We start from the raw sequence: 14,585 nt of genomic DNA, 5'->3' as shown, positions 1-14,585 counted from the left end.
CCTCAGCTTACGCGCTGCCGAACGAAGCGCCATAGCTTCACCAGGGCAAACGTTCCGATCAGAACGATCATCCAATTGACGACCATCAGTGCGGCACCACGCCCAAAGGCGAGGTTCTGGAACGCGGTAATGTAAGCTCGCACCGAAAGTACGGAGGTGCTATTCCCAGGCCCACCTTGCGTTGTCCCGAAAATGATGTCGAACTGATTGAGGGATTCGATCAGCCGAAACACTGCGGCGATCAGAATGTATGGCGCGATCAGCGGAAACTCGATGTGCAGGAAGGTTGCCCACCCCTTCGCGCCATTCACACGCGCGGCCTCCTTGATCTCTTCATTGATGCCCTGGAGACCGGCGAAGATGATTAGCGCGAAGAATGGCGTATAGGTCCAGACGTCAATGAGGACGAGCGAGAACATCGCGGTGTTTGGATCTGAAATCCATGCAAATCTGCTTATGCCCGCAAGCGAGAGCAGGTAGTTCATAATCCCGTTTTGCGGGTCCATCATTGTCGTCCACATGAGCGCAACGCTCATCGGAGGCAGGACGAGCGGCAAGAGAATGACGGGCCGCATCACACGCGCAAGGAAGACGTCAGTTGCGAACAGCTTGGCAAGCGCCAGACCGAATACAGCTTCCGCAAGCACCGAAGATCCGGCGTAAACAAGAGTGGCACGAACGCTGTTCCAAAAATCTCCTATCTTGATCAATGCCGCGTAGTTGTCGAGGCCGATGAAGTGGACTAGAGGCCGACCGAACTTGAGATCGGTCAGCGACTGAAAGACGCCATAGAAAAACAGGAAAAGAAAGCCAAGAAGTACGATGATAGCAGGGGTAATTGCGGCAATGCTCCACCAATCAAGGCGCGAATCCTGTGCGCTCCTGACCGCCTTGTCTTTTGGCGAGGCAAGTTGAGTGGTCGAAGACTGCAGCGTCACGATTCCGTGGGATCCAGGAATGTCCATCTCACTTCATCTTTGCAATGCAGGGGGCGGCGATGATGCTCGCCGCCCAGGCGCGTTTCACATCGACGAGCGGATCTCGGAGGCAAGGTCGGCCAGCGTGGCCTTCACGTCGGCTCCATTGACCATTTTTTGCATAGCGACGGCCCAAGCATTCATTGCTTCGGCAAAGCCGACACGAGCTGTAAATGCGAGTTTCGCTCTGTCCTGCACGGTCTTGAACGTGTCCACGAAGTTGTTGAACTCCGGCCTTGCCGCATATTCGAGCCAGGTCTTGTCACTCCAGGTAGAGGCACGCGGAGAGTTAACGAGCTTGCCGGCGACGGCGCCGTTCAGTCCGACCTGCTTTGACGTTGCCCATTGGATGAACAGCCAGGCTGCCCCCTTCTTCTTTGACGCGGCATTCATCGCAAGAGACCAGATCCAGATGTTGGATTCGAAATTCTTGCTGTTCGGAGCGTGCAGCGGAGGCGCGAATGCGATCTTCCCCGAACCGGGCTTGCCGGCCACGTCATTCCAAAAACCGAACATATTGGAATCGATCGCCATCGCCGTTCGTCCCGAACTGATGCCATCGACCACCTGGTACCAATTGTCGTTGGCGAAGGACGGAGCCGCGCACTTCTTGATCATGTCCACATAGTCCTTGTGGAACGCGATCGACTCCGGCGAGTCGAGGCCAGTGTCCGCCTTGCCATCCTTGAGGACGAAATCATGCACCCCATAGGACCTGGCAATCGAGATCGCAGCCGTGTGGATGCTGCTCCAAAATCGCACGCCGCGCACGCCCAGAGGTGTGATCGCGGGGTCCGCGGCCTTCAGTTTTTCGCAGGCGGCGGACATCTCCGGCGGAGTCGTTGGGACTTTGACGCCGTACTTGTCGAGGATGTCCTTGCGGTAGAACAGCTGGATGTTCTCAAACCCATGCGCAATGGCCCAGACCTGTCCGCTTCCCGGCTCGATCTGCCCTTCTTTGACCTTCCAGGTCAGCGCATCCCGAAGTGCAGGGAAGAAATCCTGGTAGTCGTAGCCCGCCATCGTGAGTTTCGGATCGTTCAGATAATTGTCGAGCGGCTCAAGCAATTGACCTGGCGCAAGATCCCAAGCTGGTTGAATGCCCGTCCCCACGACGTCCCAACTCGGTGACTTGGTACTGAGTTGGATTGTCAACTTATTCCAATAGGCATCGTCCGGATAAAGCTCGGGCGTCACCTTGATGCCCGTGAGCTTCTCGAACTCCGGCAACTGGGCTGCGACCGCGTCGGCATACGGATGAATGTCATAGGCCCAGACGATCGAGGCGCCTTCAAACTGGCGCCAATTGATGTCGTCCGCCTTGGCTTGGGTGAAGACCACGGCCGTTCCAGCCAAAAGCGTGGAACAGATGAGAACGTTTCGGGCAAAACTCATCCAATAACCGCGAGAAGCGGCGAGCTTCCTTGTCATCATTCCCTCCTCTAGGCTCTTTGGCCCGTAAACCCACGCGCCCTCCTCTTCCAGGGCCGCGGTGCAGGGATGCTAATCCGTCATTTTTCCGCCTTGAGGTGGTTTTCAAACCAACGTTGGGTAACATTGGGTAAGATCCAAATTCACGGTTGGTGCCGACGATGCACCTGATGGGTAAGACAGCATCACGGTCGGGTTCGTGAAACACGTGCTTCTCGGCGAAGCATGATCGCTTTCGCTGACTTGGCTATCGACCTGACGAGGGGCCCGGCCTTCGGACCGGACGCGCATGCGCCCGGCACGCTTGACTTCCAAATAGCAGAAAGCAGGGGCGCCAGTCCCGGCCGATTCGACCGCAGCCGATAGCTCGCCAGCACTGAGAGGGTCAGTGGCCGGAATCCGAGGGGCAATGAGCTCGAGAATCCGTCATCATCTCGGGCGTATCGAAGCTGATCCTTGCTTTCTTGATCGGCCTACGATCTTGCGGTGTGCTAGCCATGTTCGGATTATCCACGCTGGCTGTCCAATAATCAGCTAGGTTGCCGCCCAGAAACAGGACCTCGGTCTCCTCGCTCGGTATTCCCCCTAACCAATCTCGCAGCTCCTCATCTCCGGGAGCATGCCCACGCTCTAGAATAGCGTTGATCTTTTTGATCGGCCAGGCGGTGACGCTTGGTACCGTATAAGTGTGCAGCTTCTTAGCGTTCTTTGCAATCGCGTTCGCGCCATTCTCGCTGTGGTCCTTTGAAAGGAGCAGTCGCGAGGGGGTCTGGGACAATGAGACAAAAGCACTCTCTGTAACGCCTTTCGTGTGCCATGCCGCGAGGCGCGCCATATCAATTTCGTCCTCCCTTTCGTCGTCCGAGCAGATAGCAGCCTTATAAACATGCGGGCTAGCCTGAGCACGCAAACCCGCGAGGGAACGCACATGCGCGATGGCACTCACCTCCTCGTCTAGAATGGGCTCACAATCGATGTCCTCGTTCTGAAAACGGTGCAGCGGCAGATACGATGATGCCAGCACATCGTCGAAAATGCGGTCGACGTCGACACTGCCGGCAGAAGATCCGGTGGCTCGTGGCCACTGTGCGGCTCGCTGCGCAGCGAGTTTGATCTCGTTCTTCAGCGCCTTAACACTCGCTCCGGCTAGCGATGCGGCAAGTTCGGCGCGCCCCCTGACGAAGGATGCGGCCGGGCACCGCTCGCTTTCCTGGATGGCGCACGCTCTCCGATTGCCCCTCGTCACGGTCAAGGGTGATCCAATCCGGGAATCGATCGAAGCGGCAGCTGAATCTGATGTTCGGTGTGACCGCAGTTCGCTCAGCTGCTGCTCAAAGTCCGCTTGATCCGGCGACGGGTGTGCTGGTGAGCTGGTTTGTGCGCTTATAGGGCCGCCCGGCGGTTGCTGCGTCCGCTGCTGCTGGGTCAAGCGTTCTAATGTGTTCGGTGGATCGATGTTCATCTGTTCCCCTCGCGCATGGGACGTTCAGTTTGATCTTGGCAGGTGCGGCTTTCGAGAAGCTGACAAGTGAGGAAAGGAATGCGACCGACCGCCAACTTTTCGGGGGCTTCCCGCTCGGCTACCGACGCTGCGGGAGAGCGTCCCACGGACCTGCGTACGCCAGGTAATTCCGCGTCTTCGGCGCGCCTGATGGGTTATGGGATAACGTTGCGGCTGTGTAGCTCCACTGCCAAATAGTTGAACAGCCGCTGGCGTGGGCTCGCAGCCGTGCTGCCCCACACCCTTTGCGCGGCTGGAAGTCGCGCAGAGCCTCGGAACGAAGCCACACTTAGCAAAGTATCGCTGCAGAGAAGGTAAAGGAAGCGAAGAATTCTGCGCACAATCGGCACATCGAATCTGCCGAGCATCTGCGCGCTTTGTGTCCGCGAGCTAGTTCCAGCAGGAGCGAGCGTAACCGGCGGGCGCCGGCCTAGCCTAAGCAAGCGGACGGCTCGGTGGCCTGCAACACCATTTAAGAGCCGTGTGAGCGAGAAGGAGCTGTCTGCTCTCCAGTCGCGCCGCCGTCGTGGCAGGCCGCGGCGCCTGCGGCCCAGGCACCCCGCAACATCTAATGAGTTCAGCCGCAGCGCAAATATCGGCCGGACAAGACGCATGATTTTGATTTCGATATCAAACTGTTTGTTTGCACGCTAGAGGGCGATCCGCCGCCTCGTACTGGGCTGCTAGCGGAGCGGCAAACGGTCGTTCCAATTGCTTCACTTGCCCGGCTCAAAATTCGCTCTTGCTCATAGCAATGTAGGAGATCCAGCACTTTCAGAAAGCCGACGAAACTATGCACCCCAAAGGCCCGCGTTCTCGGGCGCAGTCCACCGGTTGGTGGCCACGGCAAAGGAGGAGGAGCTTCTGCGCGAGGCAGCATTCGTCTTTCTATGCGAATATCTGCTCTCCACCTATAAGGTGGTCCGGGTGCGGGTCCTTTCGCGGCGCGACGAACCAACCATCACCGGGATCAAGGTTTTCGAAGGATGACGCCTTGCGAGTGCAATAATTCAAGTCCCCTCCTAGCGACACGCAACATGTCGCACGTCGGTCCTCCTTCACATCGGCAGCTGCAAGGATTCCTGCACTGTCCGCACCGCGACACGTGCCAAGATAGCTGGATCCGATTCACCCTCTGCGGCCAGAGTCAAGACCTTCTCGGCAAGGCATGCCTTCAACGAAGAGGTCCGCCTCAGTTCGGGCACCATCGGGACGGCATCGTCCAGAACACTTCCCAGTCGCCTCAGTTCGGGCACCATCGGGACGGCATCGTCCAGAACACTTCCCAGCTCAGTACACACTTTATTTTTGGACGATTTTGTAGGTCCCATGATGCTACTCGTGCCGGCTCCGACTCACCCAGCCAGTGTTTCCGAAAAATAGCAATCCCGGCATCCTTGGCGCGTTCCTCGAGTGAGTGTGGCGGTCGGGCTGGCCAATGGCTCACTTAAGTCTCTAAATGCGTCAGCTTGTCGACAGCTGATCCTAATAGAGCGAGAACCAGAGAGCGACACGATCGGCTCAGGATTGCGAACCAGCTCAAACCGGGACGGGACATGGACCCATTTAACAGCATCAACCCATTCGACCGAGACTCTGCTTACAACGCCGCGGTGCCACAACCGCAACAGCAGCAAGCGGAGTTTGAGCCGTACTTGGATGCAGTGCCGCAGCTTGATACCCCTGCCGTCGCAGAGACTCCTGTTTCTCCAGATCGCTACAATCCTCATCTGTCTGACGAAGACCGTGGGCTCATCCAGGCGTTGGAACTTGGGCACCATAGTGCCGGCGGTCCTCATCCCCAAGACGCAGTCACCAGACGCGTCGGGGACGCCGCTGCGCAGCACAGCGCGCCCTGGGAAGCTTTGAGTTGGCCTAAGGAGCTGACTGCGGAAGGTCACGATCAGGATCCGCTGCGAGGAATGATGGGCGAACCCATCCTAGCATCGTCTCTCAAGCCAACCGCGCGCGATCACCAGGCACCGGATCGCGGAGAAGCCGTTCGTCACTTCAACTGGAGCGACGGCTACCAGCCGGCTCCGAACGAGCTCACCAGGAGCACCCCCCTTTCAAGTCACGCGGCCCTCATGGGTGAGGATTACAGCGGGCAGTTGAGTCCTGCGAAGAGGCAGAGGACGCTAAGCCATGCGGAACTGGATGCTATTGAGCGCCAGCTGAGCGAGCCGGGCAATTCAATGGCTCGTGTGCTTATGGAAAGCGCCGGCGCACCGTCGCCTTACGGGCCAGCGGTCGGTTCGTCATTGGTCCTTCCTGAGGAAGGTTACGATCAGGATCAGCTGTGGGCGATGGTGGAAGACGCCGGCCCATCATCGTCTCTCGAGCCAACCGCGCGCCATCAGCAGACCCTGGATTTAGGAGCGGTCGTTCGTCCCTTCAACTTCCGGCAGGGCGACCAGCACGCGTCGGCTGCGCTTGACGGTAGCAGCATCCCGCCGAGCCAGGACAGCCGACCCAACAGTTTCGTGGTTCACACTGACCGCTACACCGCGCTGTTCGTGCCCGCGGCGGCGATGAGGCGAAGCACCCCACTCAATCCGCCAGGCGCTGCCATTCGTCCCGGCTTTCGACCGGAAGACGTTCCGCAGCCCAGTGCGCAGCCGGCCAATCGGGCCTCGCAAGCGCGGCTTGGACGGTCGACGGAAAAAGCCGCTCCGGCGTCCTCCAGGGCTGAGACGACGTCCCCCGCGGTCCGCGAGATTTATGCTGCATCATGGGCCGTTCCCGAGGGCTTTTCGCACGGCACCCAACCCGCCCCTCCCACGATGGTCTCGAAGCTCGGCCGCTGGGGCCTCTTGCCGGACACGGCGCAGCCGGAAAAACAATATGACATTCGCGGCGAGCGCTACACCGCCCTCTTGGGGCCGGGAGGACCCAACGACGTTCGGCTCATCCATCATCCACGAATGTAGACGCCGAGGAACACTCCCGACGCTAGGAGCCCGTCCAGATAGCTCTGATATCGGGGTTGTTATTGGACGATAGCTTGCTCCAGCGACTCTTGCGACCTTGGCAATGGGGGCGGTGCAAATGAGCGCTACCCGTCCCGATGAACTAGCGCGCAGCATCGCTCAGCGACTCGCTCGTTGAGCCGAACAGCCATGGCCCGTTTGTCATTTGCAAAGAGCCAGCGGCCAAAGCTGCGAAGAAAACCTACGGTGTTCTTGACGGTATGTTTGGCGGCATTGCCCGATGAGGGCCTCCTCAAGCCCCGAAATCAGGGAAGCATCCTCGGAGTAAAGAGGCTGCTTCCCGCACCCCATTGAAGTCCCCGTCGACTGAGCTGGCTGCAAGGCCGATGACGACGGTCTAGTCGTCCATCAGCCCCAGATGCACATCCTGGTCGTCGCCTTCCGCAGAAAGCTCCTCTGGCCAACGCCGGGCTGCAGCGGTGTCGTCGATCCGCCTCAGTCTATCAGTGCCGTGTCTTCGAGATCAGCAGTGGTCGGGATACCGTGCGCGATCTTTAGCGCCGACCGACGACTTCCGCAGCTCAGCCAGTGCTGCGCCGACGTTGCCGCCAACGCCCGTGTCCTGGTTATAGCTCTTGATACATCTGCATCCAGCGCCTCCGCGGAAAGCCGGCCAGCAATGCCCTTCGGTTCGTGCCGGGCGAGCCTTGGTTTATGACTTGTCTCGGCGTGTTCGCTTGCAGCCTCTTGAGGAGGCGCATCTCTCAGGCCGACTGCGCTGAGTCGACAATCTTAGTCCCATCAAGCGCAACCTTCATCGCACCGGGCTCTTTTGGCGGAAGTGGCACGGCCACTGCGGGGCTGTATGCGGCGGGGGCCATTGGACTCCTTCCTATTCCCGCCCGATATCCGGCTGCCCGGATTCTATGACATAGCCGCAAAGCCGATCCAGTTCGCTGAGATCCTGATCCGACAGCAGCAGCGCCGAAATGAATGCAGAGATCGAAGAAAAATCGAAATGTGGCGGAGGCGCGATTAAACGACCCCTACCAATTCTTGCAGGAGATTTGCAGGACTCAGGTCAGTTAGCTTGCTGGGTGTTAGTCGTTTTGGAGATATCTCCGTGTTAATTGTTGAAACCATTTTGAAGCCAGACCAGTTTGGCGGTATCGGACTTTTCTCGGCTACTCTTCTACCTAAAGGTACATTAATTTGGATTCATAATCCGATCGTTGACATTGCCGTGACACCTGAACAGTACGACGCTTTACCTCCAACATTTCAAGCTTTACTTGACAAGCATGCCTATCCAAGAGACCTCGACGTTGATGATGGTGTTCTAGAGTACAATGCTGACAACGCCCGTTTCATGAATCACAGCAGTCAGCCAAACACATATCAAGACGATCATTGCCGAATTTTCACAGCCCGTGACGTACAACCGGGTGAAGAACTGACTTGCGATTACTTGTCTTTCGATCCAAGGTGCGACTTATCGTGGGTTAAAGAGCCAGCACCGAATCTTGGTGCCGGAAGGCGCCAGGCGGCGGCGGATTGAGTTTGCGGTCTGACGACTTTGATTCCGTTGACGAATTTACACCCGGGAGAGTTTCGGCAACTGATTGTGGCCATCGAGACGACGCGAGTTGAAGATCATAGTGAGCGCAGTCTTGCTCGATAGAGATCCCCTTTGTTCGATAGACATTCCTTGGCGCGCGCGGTGCGGTGGCGCACGCTCGCGAACGCGCCGTTGATGACGTTTACGTGGAGTTCGCTACATCTGTTGTGCCAACCTGAGGCTTCGTTACTGACTCGCTTTACCGGCAAATGCCGCAACGGCTCCTGGCAGTGAAAACACTGGGCTGCTGTTACGAGTTCCCTGTGATTTTAGGGGAATTGATGAGGCGCTTCATGAAGAGGCAGATCGTGGGCAGCGGACACTGCTGCCCGAACGCCTCGGTGACTTGATTGACGAGAGCAACCCGGTTCGCGTGATCGACGCATTTGTCGATGCGCTCGGTTTGGCTGAGATGGGCTTTGAAGTTGCGAAGCCGGCGGCCACCGGTCGGCCGTCGTACCATTCGCGTCAGCCACTCTGAAGTCGGTCCTGCCTCAAGGCCCACCCGCTCAACTTGACTGATCCAAGGCTCAAGGTACCCCACAATCGATGGCGCAGAACAACCTTTCCGGTCCGGTCGACCTCGCATATCGCAAGGAGTTTAGGGAAACATCCAGGCCGACGTAGATCATGGCTGTCCCCCTCGGATGGAACGGGTTCATGATCGCCAGGCAAAAGGGGCTACTCGGCAAATAGGCCAGGCGATCGGGACCGAATACCCCATCTCTTGCAAACAGTTGCTACGCTTCATGTTCTGATCGTTGTTGTGGGGCCCGAGCGAACTTCAACCTGGATTGAGCCTGAGGGTGGGGAGACCTGTGGTTAACGCCTGTTGGAATTTGTAAGACGCGACTGTTGATGAAAACTGGCGACGAAACCTTCCTCTCGAACTAACCCTGGAAGGCTCAGGGTACGCATGATGATAGGCGATTGACTCATCGTTTTTCTGACGCTGGCCGCAAACGCGCCAACCTAATTGCCTCGTCGCCCAATCCCGCATCCTCCGCAACGTCAAACTATTTTTTCGAATCGATCGACATCATACTCAAAAAATAAAAGCCCTATTTTATATCACGATGCTAGCTTCCGCGCGCTGGCGATATGCCGGTCACTCTGGAGAAAGTGGATGAATACAACCGCTATCAATGACACCGCTATCAATGACACGGTGCAGGAGCTCGGGGACGCCACCGAGCTCACAAAAGGCTTTGGGGGCTCGTGGCGCGCAGAACACACGACCGGCGATTATTATTACATGGATGATTCCGATTGACGCGGATCGTCTTGATGGGATGGGCTTCGGCCCATCCCATCAGTTTGAGGGCGCGGTGGGCAAGGGATCGCTGCTGTGAGCGACATATTTCATGCGTGGTCTAACGGGCGTTGGATCAGCCTCGACCTGCAATCCAATCGTTACAGCATGGCTACCACATCTGTAGCTTGTCCGGAGGAGCGTGAACGGCTAACCGAGACGACGGCAAAGTTGCGCGATTGCCTGAGTTCACCGCCAGCCTTTTTCCCACCCCTCCATCTGGTGTGGCACTATGCGCGTGCGGCTCATGCTGCTCGCTTCGTTCGCAGCCAGACCATCGTTCGTCAACTCGACTTTTTACGTGCCTCGCGTCGCGGTACGGCACCGGTGTCCGTGGGAGTCGAAACAATCCATTACTACGCCAGCGTATTCCAACATCTGCGCAATCTTCGGTTCCGCCGCCCGCGCTGTCTTGAGGATTCCGTGGGTGGGTATCTCTTTTTCTATCCCTACATCGCATCGCTCGAGCTCCTCGTGGGTGTGAAGCAGCCACCTTTCAGAGCCCACGCCTGGCTGCAATCTGGCGACCTCATTTTGAACGACGCGAAGCGTGCTGTGGAGGACTACAGCGTCATCTTGAGATTCGACAAATGAGACTCAATGCAGATGGGCTCTTGGATTCAGCCAAGGAGCTTGCCACCATCGTTGTAAACGGCCGCGTGGAAATCACGGTGCTCAACGATATTGTTGACGCAGAGACCGGCATGCCGACTCAATTGGAACCAACACACTTCAAAGGCACGTCTCTGCCGGAGATTGTGGCTCTGCTGCAGGAGCGGTACGCTGGCGATGCGGCTTTCATTGTTCGCGCGCCAAGTGGCATCGCAATCGTACGCCCCCCTTTCTCGGAAATATCCATCTTCTACCAGGTCAGAAATGATGTGATTGAGTGCTGGGCGGGACTGAAGCTGCCAGATGCCGCCTTGGCGCAACGCCGCGCCTTCAACTTTGGCTATTTGACGGGCGTGATATGCAACGCGTCCTGGTTGACCCCGGAAACAGGGTTGTGTGGGATTTTCGAGCTACTGAGTGGCGCGGCGCTCATCGTCTCAAGTGGCACCTTTCGGCAAGTCGATTTTCTGGCGGGCGCCGTGGCCAGGCTCAACGCGTCAGCGGTCTCTTTCGAGGATGACGTGGCCAGCTTTCGCCAATTGATCTCGGCGAGCATCGCTCACAAAACGCGCCGCTACGGCGGTGCTTTCAGCATTGAATGTTCCGGGGGCCTTGATTCGTCGGTAGTGGCGTTGGCTGCGGCCGACCTCCATCGAGATAGGTCCCTCTCCCTCCTGAACAGCTACTCAGAGACTGACGTCAATGGTGACGAACGCTTCTTTTTTGCCGCACTAGCCGAGCAGGTGGGCGGCGCGCCAACCTATGTCGAAGCGAATGCTCGCTCGTCGATGACCCACCTATCGTCAGAATTGCTGGCTCCAACGCCGCGACCTTGTAAGCTAGCCGCCACGATCGCCACAACAGCTCAACTTCACGAGGCTGCGCAGGCTGCAGGATCGCGCTTGGTACTCACAGGAGATGGAGGCGACCAACTATTTCTCAGAATGCGCCGCTTGACGATGGCCAGAGAGCTGCTTGCCGAATCCCGATCGCCACGAGAGGCATTGCGCGAGCTCGCCGGCCTTGCGATTCAGGCTCGAGCGTCTGTCTGGCGTGTTCTTCGCGACGTGATCACCGGTCAGAGCAGCCGGGACTTACGCCGGCATATGTTCGGTGATCTTCGATTTCCGCAGTCGCCTGTCGCATCAGTGCGGCCGGATATCCGTGCAGAGCTCGTACCTGGCGCCCGGTCCCTACGCCACTTGCCGACGACGCGACTGTTTCAGTTCTTCGGCATGCGCAATGCGGAGCTCAATCGCATCGCACTGCGAGACATTGCGGTAGAAGAGCGAAAGGCCTTTGTGTTCTGGCCGCTCATCAAGGCGGGTCTCCTCGCGGCTCGCCGACATCACCACTCAAATGGAATTGATCGTGCACTTGAGCGCGAGGCCTTCCGGGAAGACTTGCCCGACGTGATCTATTATCGTGTTGGCAAAGGTGCCGGGCGCGACATGCTAATGCGGTACGAATATGGTGCCTTGGCGTCACGTATCGAGCGTAGTGCATTGTATCGGCACGGCTTGATCTCCCGCGATCTCCTCCGTTCTGCTATCGACAATTTATCTTACGACTCAGCGTTTGCACTCGTTCGTGTCTGCGCTGTTGCCGATTGGATGGACCTTCATGAACTCGGGTAAGCCGCTCTTACCCCCGCTCCAATGGGACATCATCAAGACGAGCTTGCAATCTTCTCGCCTTCTTGTCGTGGGCTTCCTGCTCACGACCATTGCAGCGTCCGCCTGCACGGTCGCTGGGCCGCTCTTGTTCTCACGGGCCGTCGCCCGGCTGACGAGCGCGCCGCCGCTTTATACGCTCAGTTTGTTGTTGCTGTTTGCCGTTACGGCCGCGCTTGCTCGGTGCTTGCAGGAGGTCAAGGCGGTTCTGTCGAACAGGCTTGAACAGGACGTTCGTAATCTCTCCAGCAAGAAGATCATGGCCGCTCTGGTGAGCGCCAAGGGATCGCTGTTTGCTCAAAACAATCCGAGCAAGATTTCGGCAATGGTAGAGAGTTGGCACCAGTCCAATAAGATCTACATCCAGCTCTATTTGATGGTGCTGATGGGCGGGGTCGCCGATGTTGCGTTCTCGTTCCTTGCCGTCGGTGGAGCCGCCAATTGGTTTGTGGCGCTGTTCGTCGTAGCCTACGGCGCCGTCCTCGTACTGATAACGTGGAAGAGCAATAGCGTTACAAAGGTGTATCAGGCTCAGGCGCAGGCCTCAAGTAACGAGGGTTCGAACGTTTTAGGAAATGCAATCGAAAACATCGTTTCGATCAGGGTGTTTCGCGCTCAACCGTGGATAGCTGAGTTGTATGATCGCCAGACCACCGCCACGCGCCGAGCCTGGCTCAGGTTCTATGGTGTCCGATTGCGCTATGGCGCTTTGCAAGCCGCCCTCTTGTTCGTTCAGTATGCCTCGATCTTGGGGCTTTCGCTGTGGCTCTATGAGCGGTCGGGCGAGATAGGTGGGCTCGTCATGGTGAGCATGATCCTGGTTCAACTGAACCGGCCGTTCGAGCTTATCGGCATGTCAATTCGGGACATCATCGTTGCGCGTGGCATGGCCGGGCCGCTGCAGGCGCTGCTTGATGCACATGCCCCAGCGGCACGACCCGCTATGCTCAAGCGTACTATGCCGATATCGGGCTCACTCACCATTTCCATCAGCGCGCTTTCGTTTGGTTATGAGCGAGCCGCCTCGCCGCTTCTCTCTGGGATAACGGGCGAGTTCAAGCCCGGCGTCATCAACTTCATCATCGGACGGTCGGGCGCTGGCAAATCGACGCTTATGCAACTCCTGCTAAAGATGCATCAAGGCTACAGCGGCCTGGTACGCGTTGGCTCCCTGGACCTGGCCACGATCGATTCGGAAGATTACTTGGCGTACGTAGGTTACGTGCCCCAAGAGCCCATGATGATGAATCTGAGTATCCGCGAAAACGTTCTGCTGGGCCGCCCGTTTTCCGATGCGGACGTGCTCCACGCGCTAGAATGTGTCCATCTGGCTGATAAGGTGACTTCCTTGCGGGAGGGCTTGGACTACCGCGTCGGCGAACGGGGCCAATTGCTAAGCGGCGGCGAGAGGCAGCGCCTTGCGATCGCCCGTGCACTCATCGCAAGGCCCCGGCTGTTGCTCCTCGACGAGGCCAGCTCCGGTCTGGACGAGCAGACTGAGCGCGGAATCTTCGACGAACTTCGGCAACTCGCGTCGGACACGACGATCATAGCAATTACGCACCGCCGGGGCGTGATAAATTCACATGACTCCGTGCTAGATTTGTCGTGGTCGGCATCCGCGAGAGCCTCGCCTGTGCTCGCATAACCTCCGTGACCCGGCGTCTGAAAAAGCCCTGGATAGCACGGGCTGCGGCCTTGTGCTGCCCTTCGACCATCAACGCACTAATACTTTGGCTTTCGACAAGCAAATCGCTGTAGTACGTACGCGTTCCCATTGCGCGTGAAAGGTAGACATAGACGACGTCCGCGACGTGATCCGCAATGTGGCGATGCTGTTTGACCAGCAACGCGCGCCGATAGCACTCGCCTGCTTTCAAGAAGAGCTTGGCGGGATCCGCATTGCTTGCGTAAATGGGATTAATTTCACCGCAGAAACTTGCCGCCACTTCGTCGATCAGCTTCGCCTTGGTGAAATCGCTGATGCTATCGACATACATTTGCGACAGCATATTGCAGAACAGGATGGCTTGGTGTGAGTCGATCGGCCTGGCGTTGAACCCCTTGTGGTCGACATTTTGCACCACATCGCGCTCAGTCAGCCGTATCAAAGCCTCTCGTACGGGCGAAATGCCGACGCGAAGCTCATCGGCAATGTCGGCAGGCTTCAAGGCTGTGCCGGGTAGCCAATGGCCCAGTAATAGACGCTCGCGCAAGGCCTCGAATACTGGATGCTGTGTCTCAAAAGCCATGATTACTCGCCCGTTCAACCGTCCTGACTGAGGCGGCCAAGGGGGCCTCACCTCTTGGCATAGCTTAGGCCGCCCCGGAAGCCATGAGCGGTCCGGTCCGTGGCGAAATGGCTGCTGGGGTAGGCCGCCATGGCAGGGCTTCCGCCAGGGCCACGAAGCTCTGCCGCAGAGTACGACGTGGGTATGTCCAAAGCGGACTCGGCGGTCGGAACAGGTAGAGGCGATGATCGAGCGGCATTTCTTCTATTGTGCAACTCGCCCAAGAAGCAGCGTCGCTGC

General features: G+C 57.8%; 11 protein-coding genes. 6 read left to right on the top strand and 5 right to left on the bottom strand.

The window, feature by feature from the left end:
• Window positions 1-2: 2 nt before the first annotated feature.
• The 4 genes from BLV07_RS07500 to BLV07_RS07485 all read right to left on the bottom strand — a co-directional run bounded on the left by BLV07_RS07500 (window position 3) and on the right by BLV07_RS07485 (window position 5,240).
• The gene (locus BLV07_RS07500) at window positions 3-965 is read right to left on the bottom strand and encodes a carbohydrate ABC transporter permease (protein ID WP_091881880.1); all 963 of its coding nucleotides are present in this window, start codon (window positions 963-965) and stop codon (window positions 3-5) included.
• 57 nt (window positions 966-1,022) lie between these two features.
• Window positions 1,023-2,408, bottom strand: a complete 1,386-nt coding sequence (locus BLV07_RS07495) for an extracellular solute-binding protein (RefSeq protein ID WP_091882148.1) — start codon at window positions 2,406-2,408, stop codon at window positions 1,023-1,025.
• A gap of 385 nt (window positions 2,409-2,793) precedes the next feature.
• Entirely contained in the window at window positions 2,794-3,870 is a 1,077-nt protein-coding gene (locus tag BLV07_RS07490) for a hypothetical protein (RefSeq protein WP_176945390.1), read from the bottom strand.
• Window positions 3,871-4,967: 1,097 nt separating this feature from the next.
• Entirely contained in the window at window positions 4,968-5,240 is a 273-nt protein-coding gene (locus tag BLV07_RS07485) for a hypothetical protein (protein WP_143035361.1), read from the bottom strand.
• 225 nt (window positions 5,241-5,465) lie between these two features.
• On the opposite strand from BLV07_RS07485, the gene BLV07_RS07480 reads away from it, so the two are divergent.
• From BLV07_RS07480 to BLV07_RS07455, 6 genes are all read left to right on the top strand, one after another.
• Window positions 5,466-6,839, top strand: a complete 1,374-nt coding sequence (locus BLV07_RS07480) for a hypothetical protein (protein ID WP_091881874.1) — start codon at window positions 5,466-5,468, stop codon at window positions 6,837-6,839.
• Between the two features lie 1,123 nt (window positions 6,840-7,962).
• The gene (locus tag BLV07_RS07475) at window positions 7,963-8,397 is read left to right on the top strand and encodes an SET domain-containing protein (protein WP_091882146.1); all 435 of its coding nucleotides are present in this window, start codon (window positions 7,963-7,965) and stop codon (window positions 8,395-8,397) included.
• Between the two features lie 1,186 nt (window positions 8,398-9,583).
• Window positions 9,584-9,730, top strand: a complete 147-nt coding sequence (locus BLV07_RS47390) for a hypothetical protein (protein WP_176945388.1) — start codon at window positions 9,584-9,586, stop codon at window positions 9,728-9,730.
• Window positions 9,731-9,805: 75 nt separating this feature from the next.
• Entirely contained in the window at window positions 9,806-10,363 is a 558-nt protein-coding gene (locus BLV07_RS07465; RefSeq protein ID WP_143035360.1) for a lasso peptide biosynthesis B2 protein, read from the top strand.
• On the top strand, window positions 10,360-12,018 hold the full coding sequence (locus BLV07_RS07460) for an asparagine synthase-related protein (RefSeq protein ID WP_091881867.1): 1,659 nt from the start codon (window positions 10,360-10,362) through the stop codon (window positions 12,016-12,018). Before BLV07_RS07465 ends, BLV07_RS07460 begins: the two co-directional genes overlap by 4 nt.
• Window positions 12,005-13,702: an ATP-binding cassette domain-containing protein gene (locus BLV07_RS07455; RefSeq protein ID WP_091881864.1), complete on the top strand. Its 1,698-nt coding sequence runs from the start codon at window positions 12,005-12,007 to the stop codon at window positions 13,700-13,702. The genes BLV07_RS07460 and BLV07_RS07455 overlap by 14 nt, the downstream gene beginning before the upstream one ends.
• Here the strand turns inward: BLV07_RS07455 and BLV07_RS07450 are convergent.
• A complete protein-coding gene (locus BLV07_RS07450; RefSeq protein ID WP_091881861.1) occupies window positions 13,611-14,306 on the bottom strand; it encodes a GntR family transcriptional regulator in 696 nt (231 codons plus the stop codon). The two genes, BLV07_RS07455 and BLV07_RS07450, sit on opposite strands and share 92 nt — an antisense overlap.
• Window positions 14,307-14,585: the final 279 nt, after the last annotated feature.

Source organism: Bradyrhizobium sp. Rc2d (genome assembly GCF_900099855.1).
GTDB lineage: Bacteria > Pseudomonadota > Alphaproteobacteria > Rhizobiales > Xanthobacteraceae > Bradyrhizobium.
The sequence above is the reverse complement of the archived record's forward strand: the minus strand, read 5'-3'. Positions and strand labels throughout refer to the sequence as shown.

Excerpts from the sequence above, each read along its gene's own strand:
- BLV07_RS07500 (WP_091881880.1), bottom strand. The coding sequence starts at position 965 with ATGGACATTCCTGGATCCCACGGAATCGTGACGCTGCAGTCTTCGACC.
- BLV07_RS07495 (WP_091882148.1), bottom strand. The coding sequence starts at position 2,408 with ATGACAAGGAAGCTCGCCGCTTCTCGCGGTTATTGGATGAGTTTTGCC.
- BLV07_RS07490 (WP_176945390.1), bottom strand. The coding sequence starts at position 3,870 with ATGAACATCGATCCACCGAACACATTAGAACGCTTGACCCAGCAGCAG.
- BLV07_RS07485 (WP_143035361.1), bottom strand. The coding sequence starts at position 5,240 with ATGGGACCTACAAAATCGTCCAAAAATAAAGTGTGTACTGAGCTGGGA.
- BLV07_RS07480 (WP_091881874.1), top strand. The coding sequence starts at position 5,466 with ATGGACCCATTTAACAGCATCAACCCATTCGACCGAGACTCTGCTTAC.
- BLV07_RS47390 (WP_176945388.1), top strand. The coding sequence starts at position 9,584 with ATGAATACAACCGCTATCAATGACACCGCTATCAATGACACGGTGCAG.
- BLV07_RS07460 (WP_091881867.1), top strand. The coding sequence starts at position 10,360 with ATGAGACTCAATGCAGATGGGCTCTTGGATTCAGCCAAGGAGCTTGCC.
- BLV07_RS07455 (WP_091881864.1), top strand. The coding sequence starts at position 12,005 with ATGAACTCGGGTAAGCCGCTCTTACCCCCGCTCCAATGGGACATCATC.
- BLV07_RS07450 (WP_091881861.1), bottom strand. The coding sequence starts at position 14,306 with ATGGCTTTTGAGACACAGCATCCAGTATTCGAGGCCTTGCGCGAGCGT.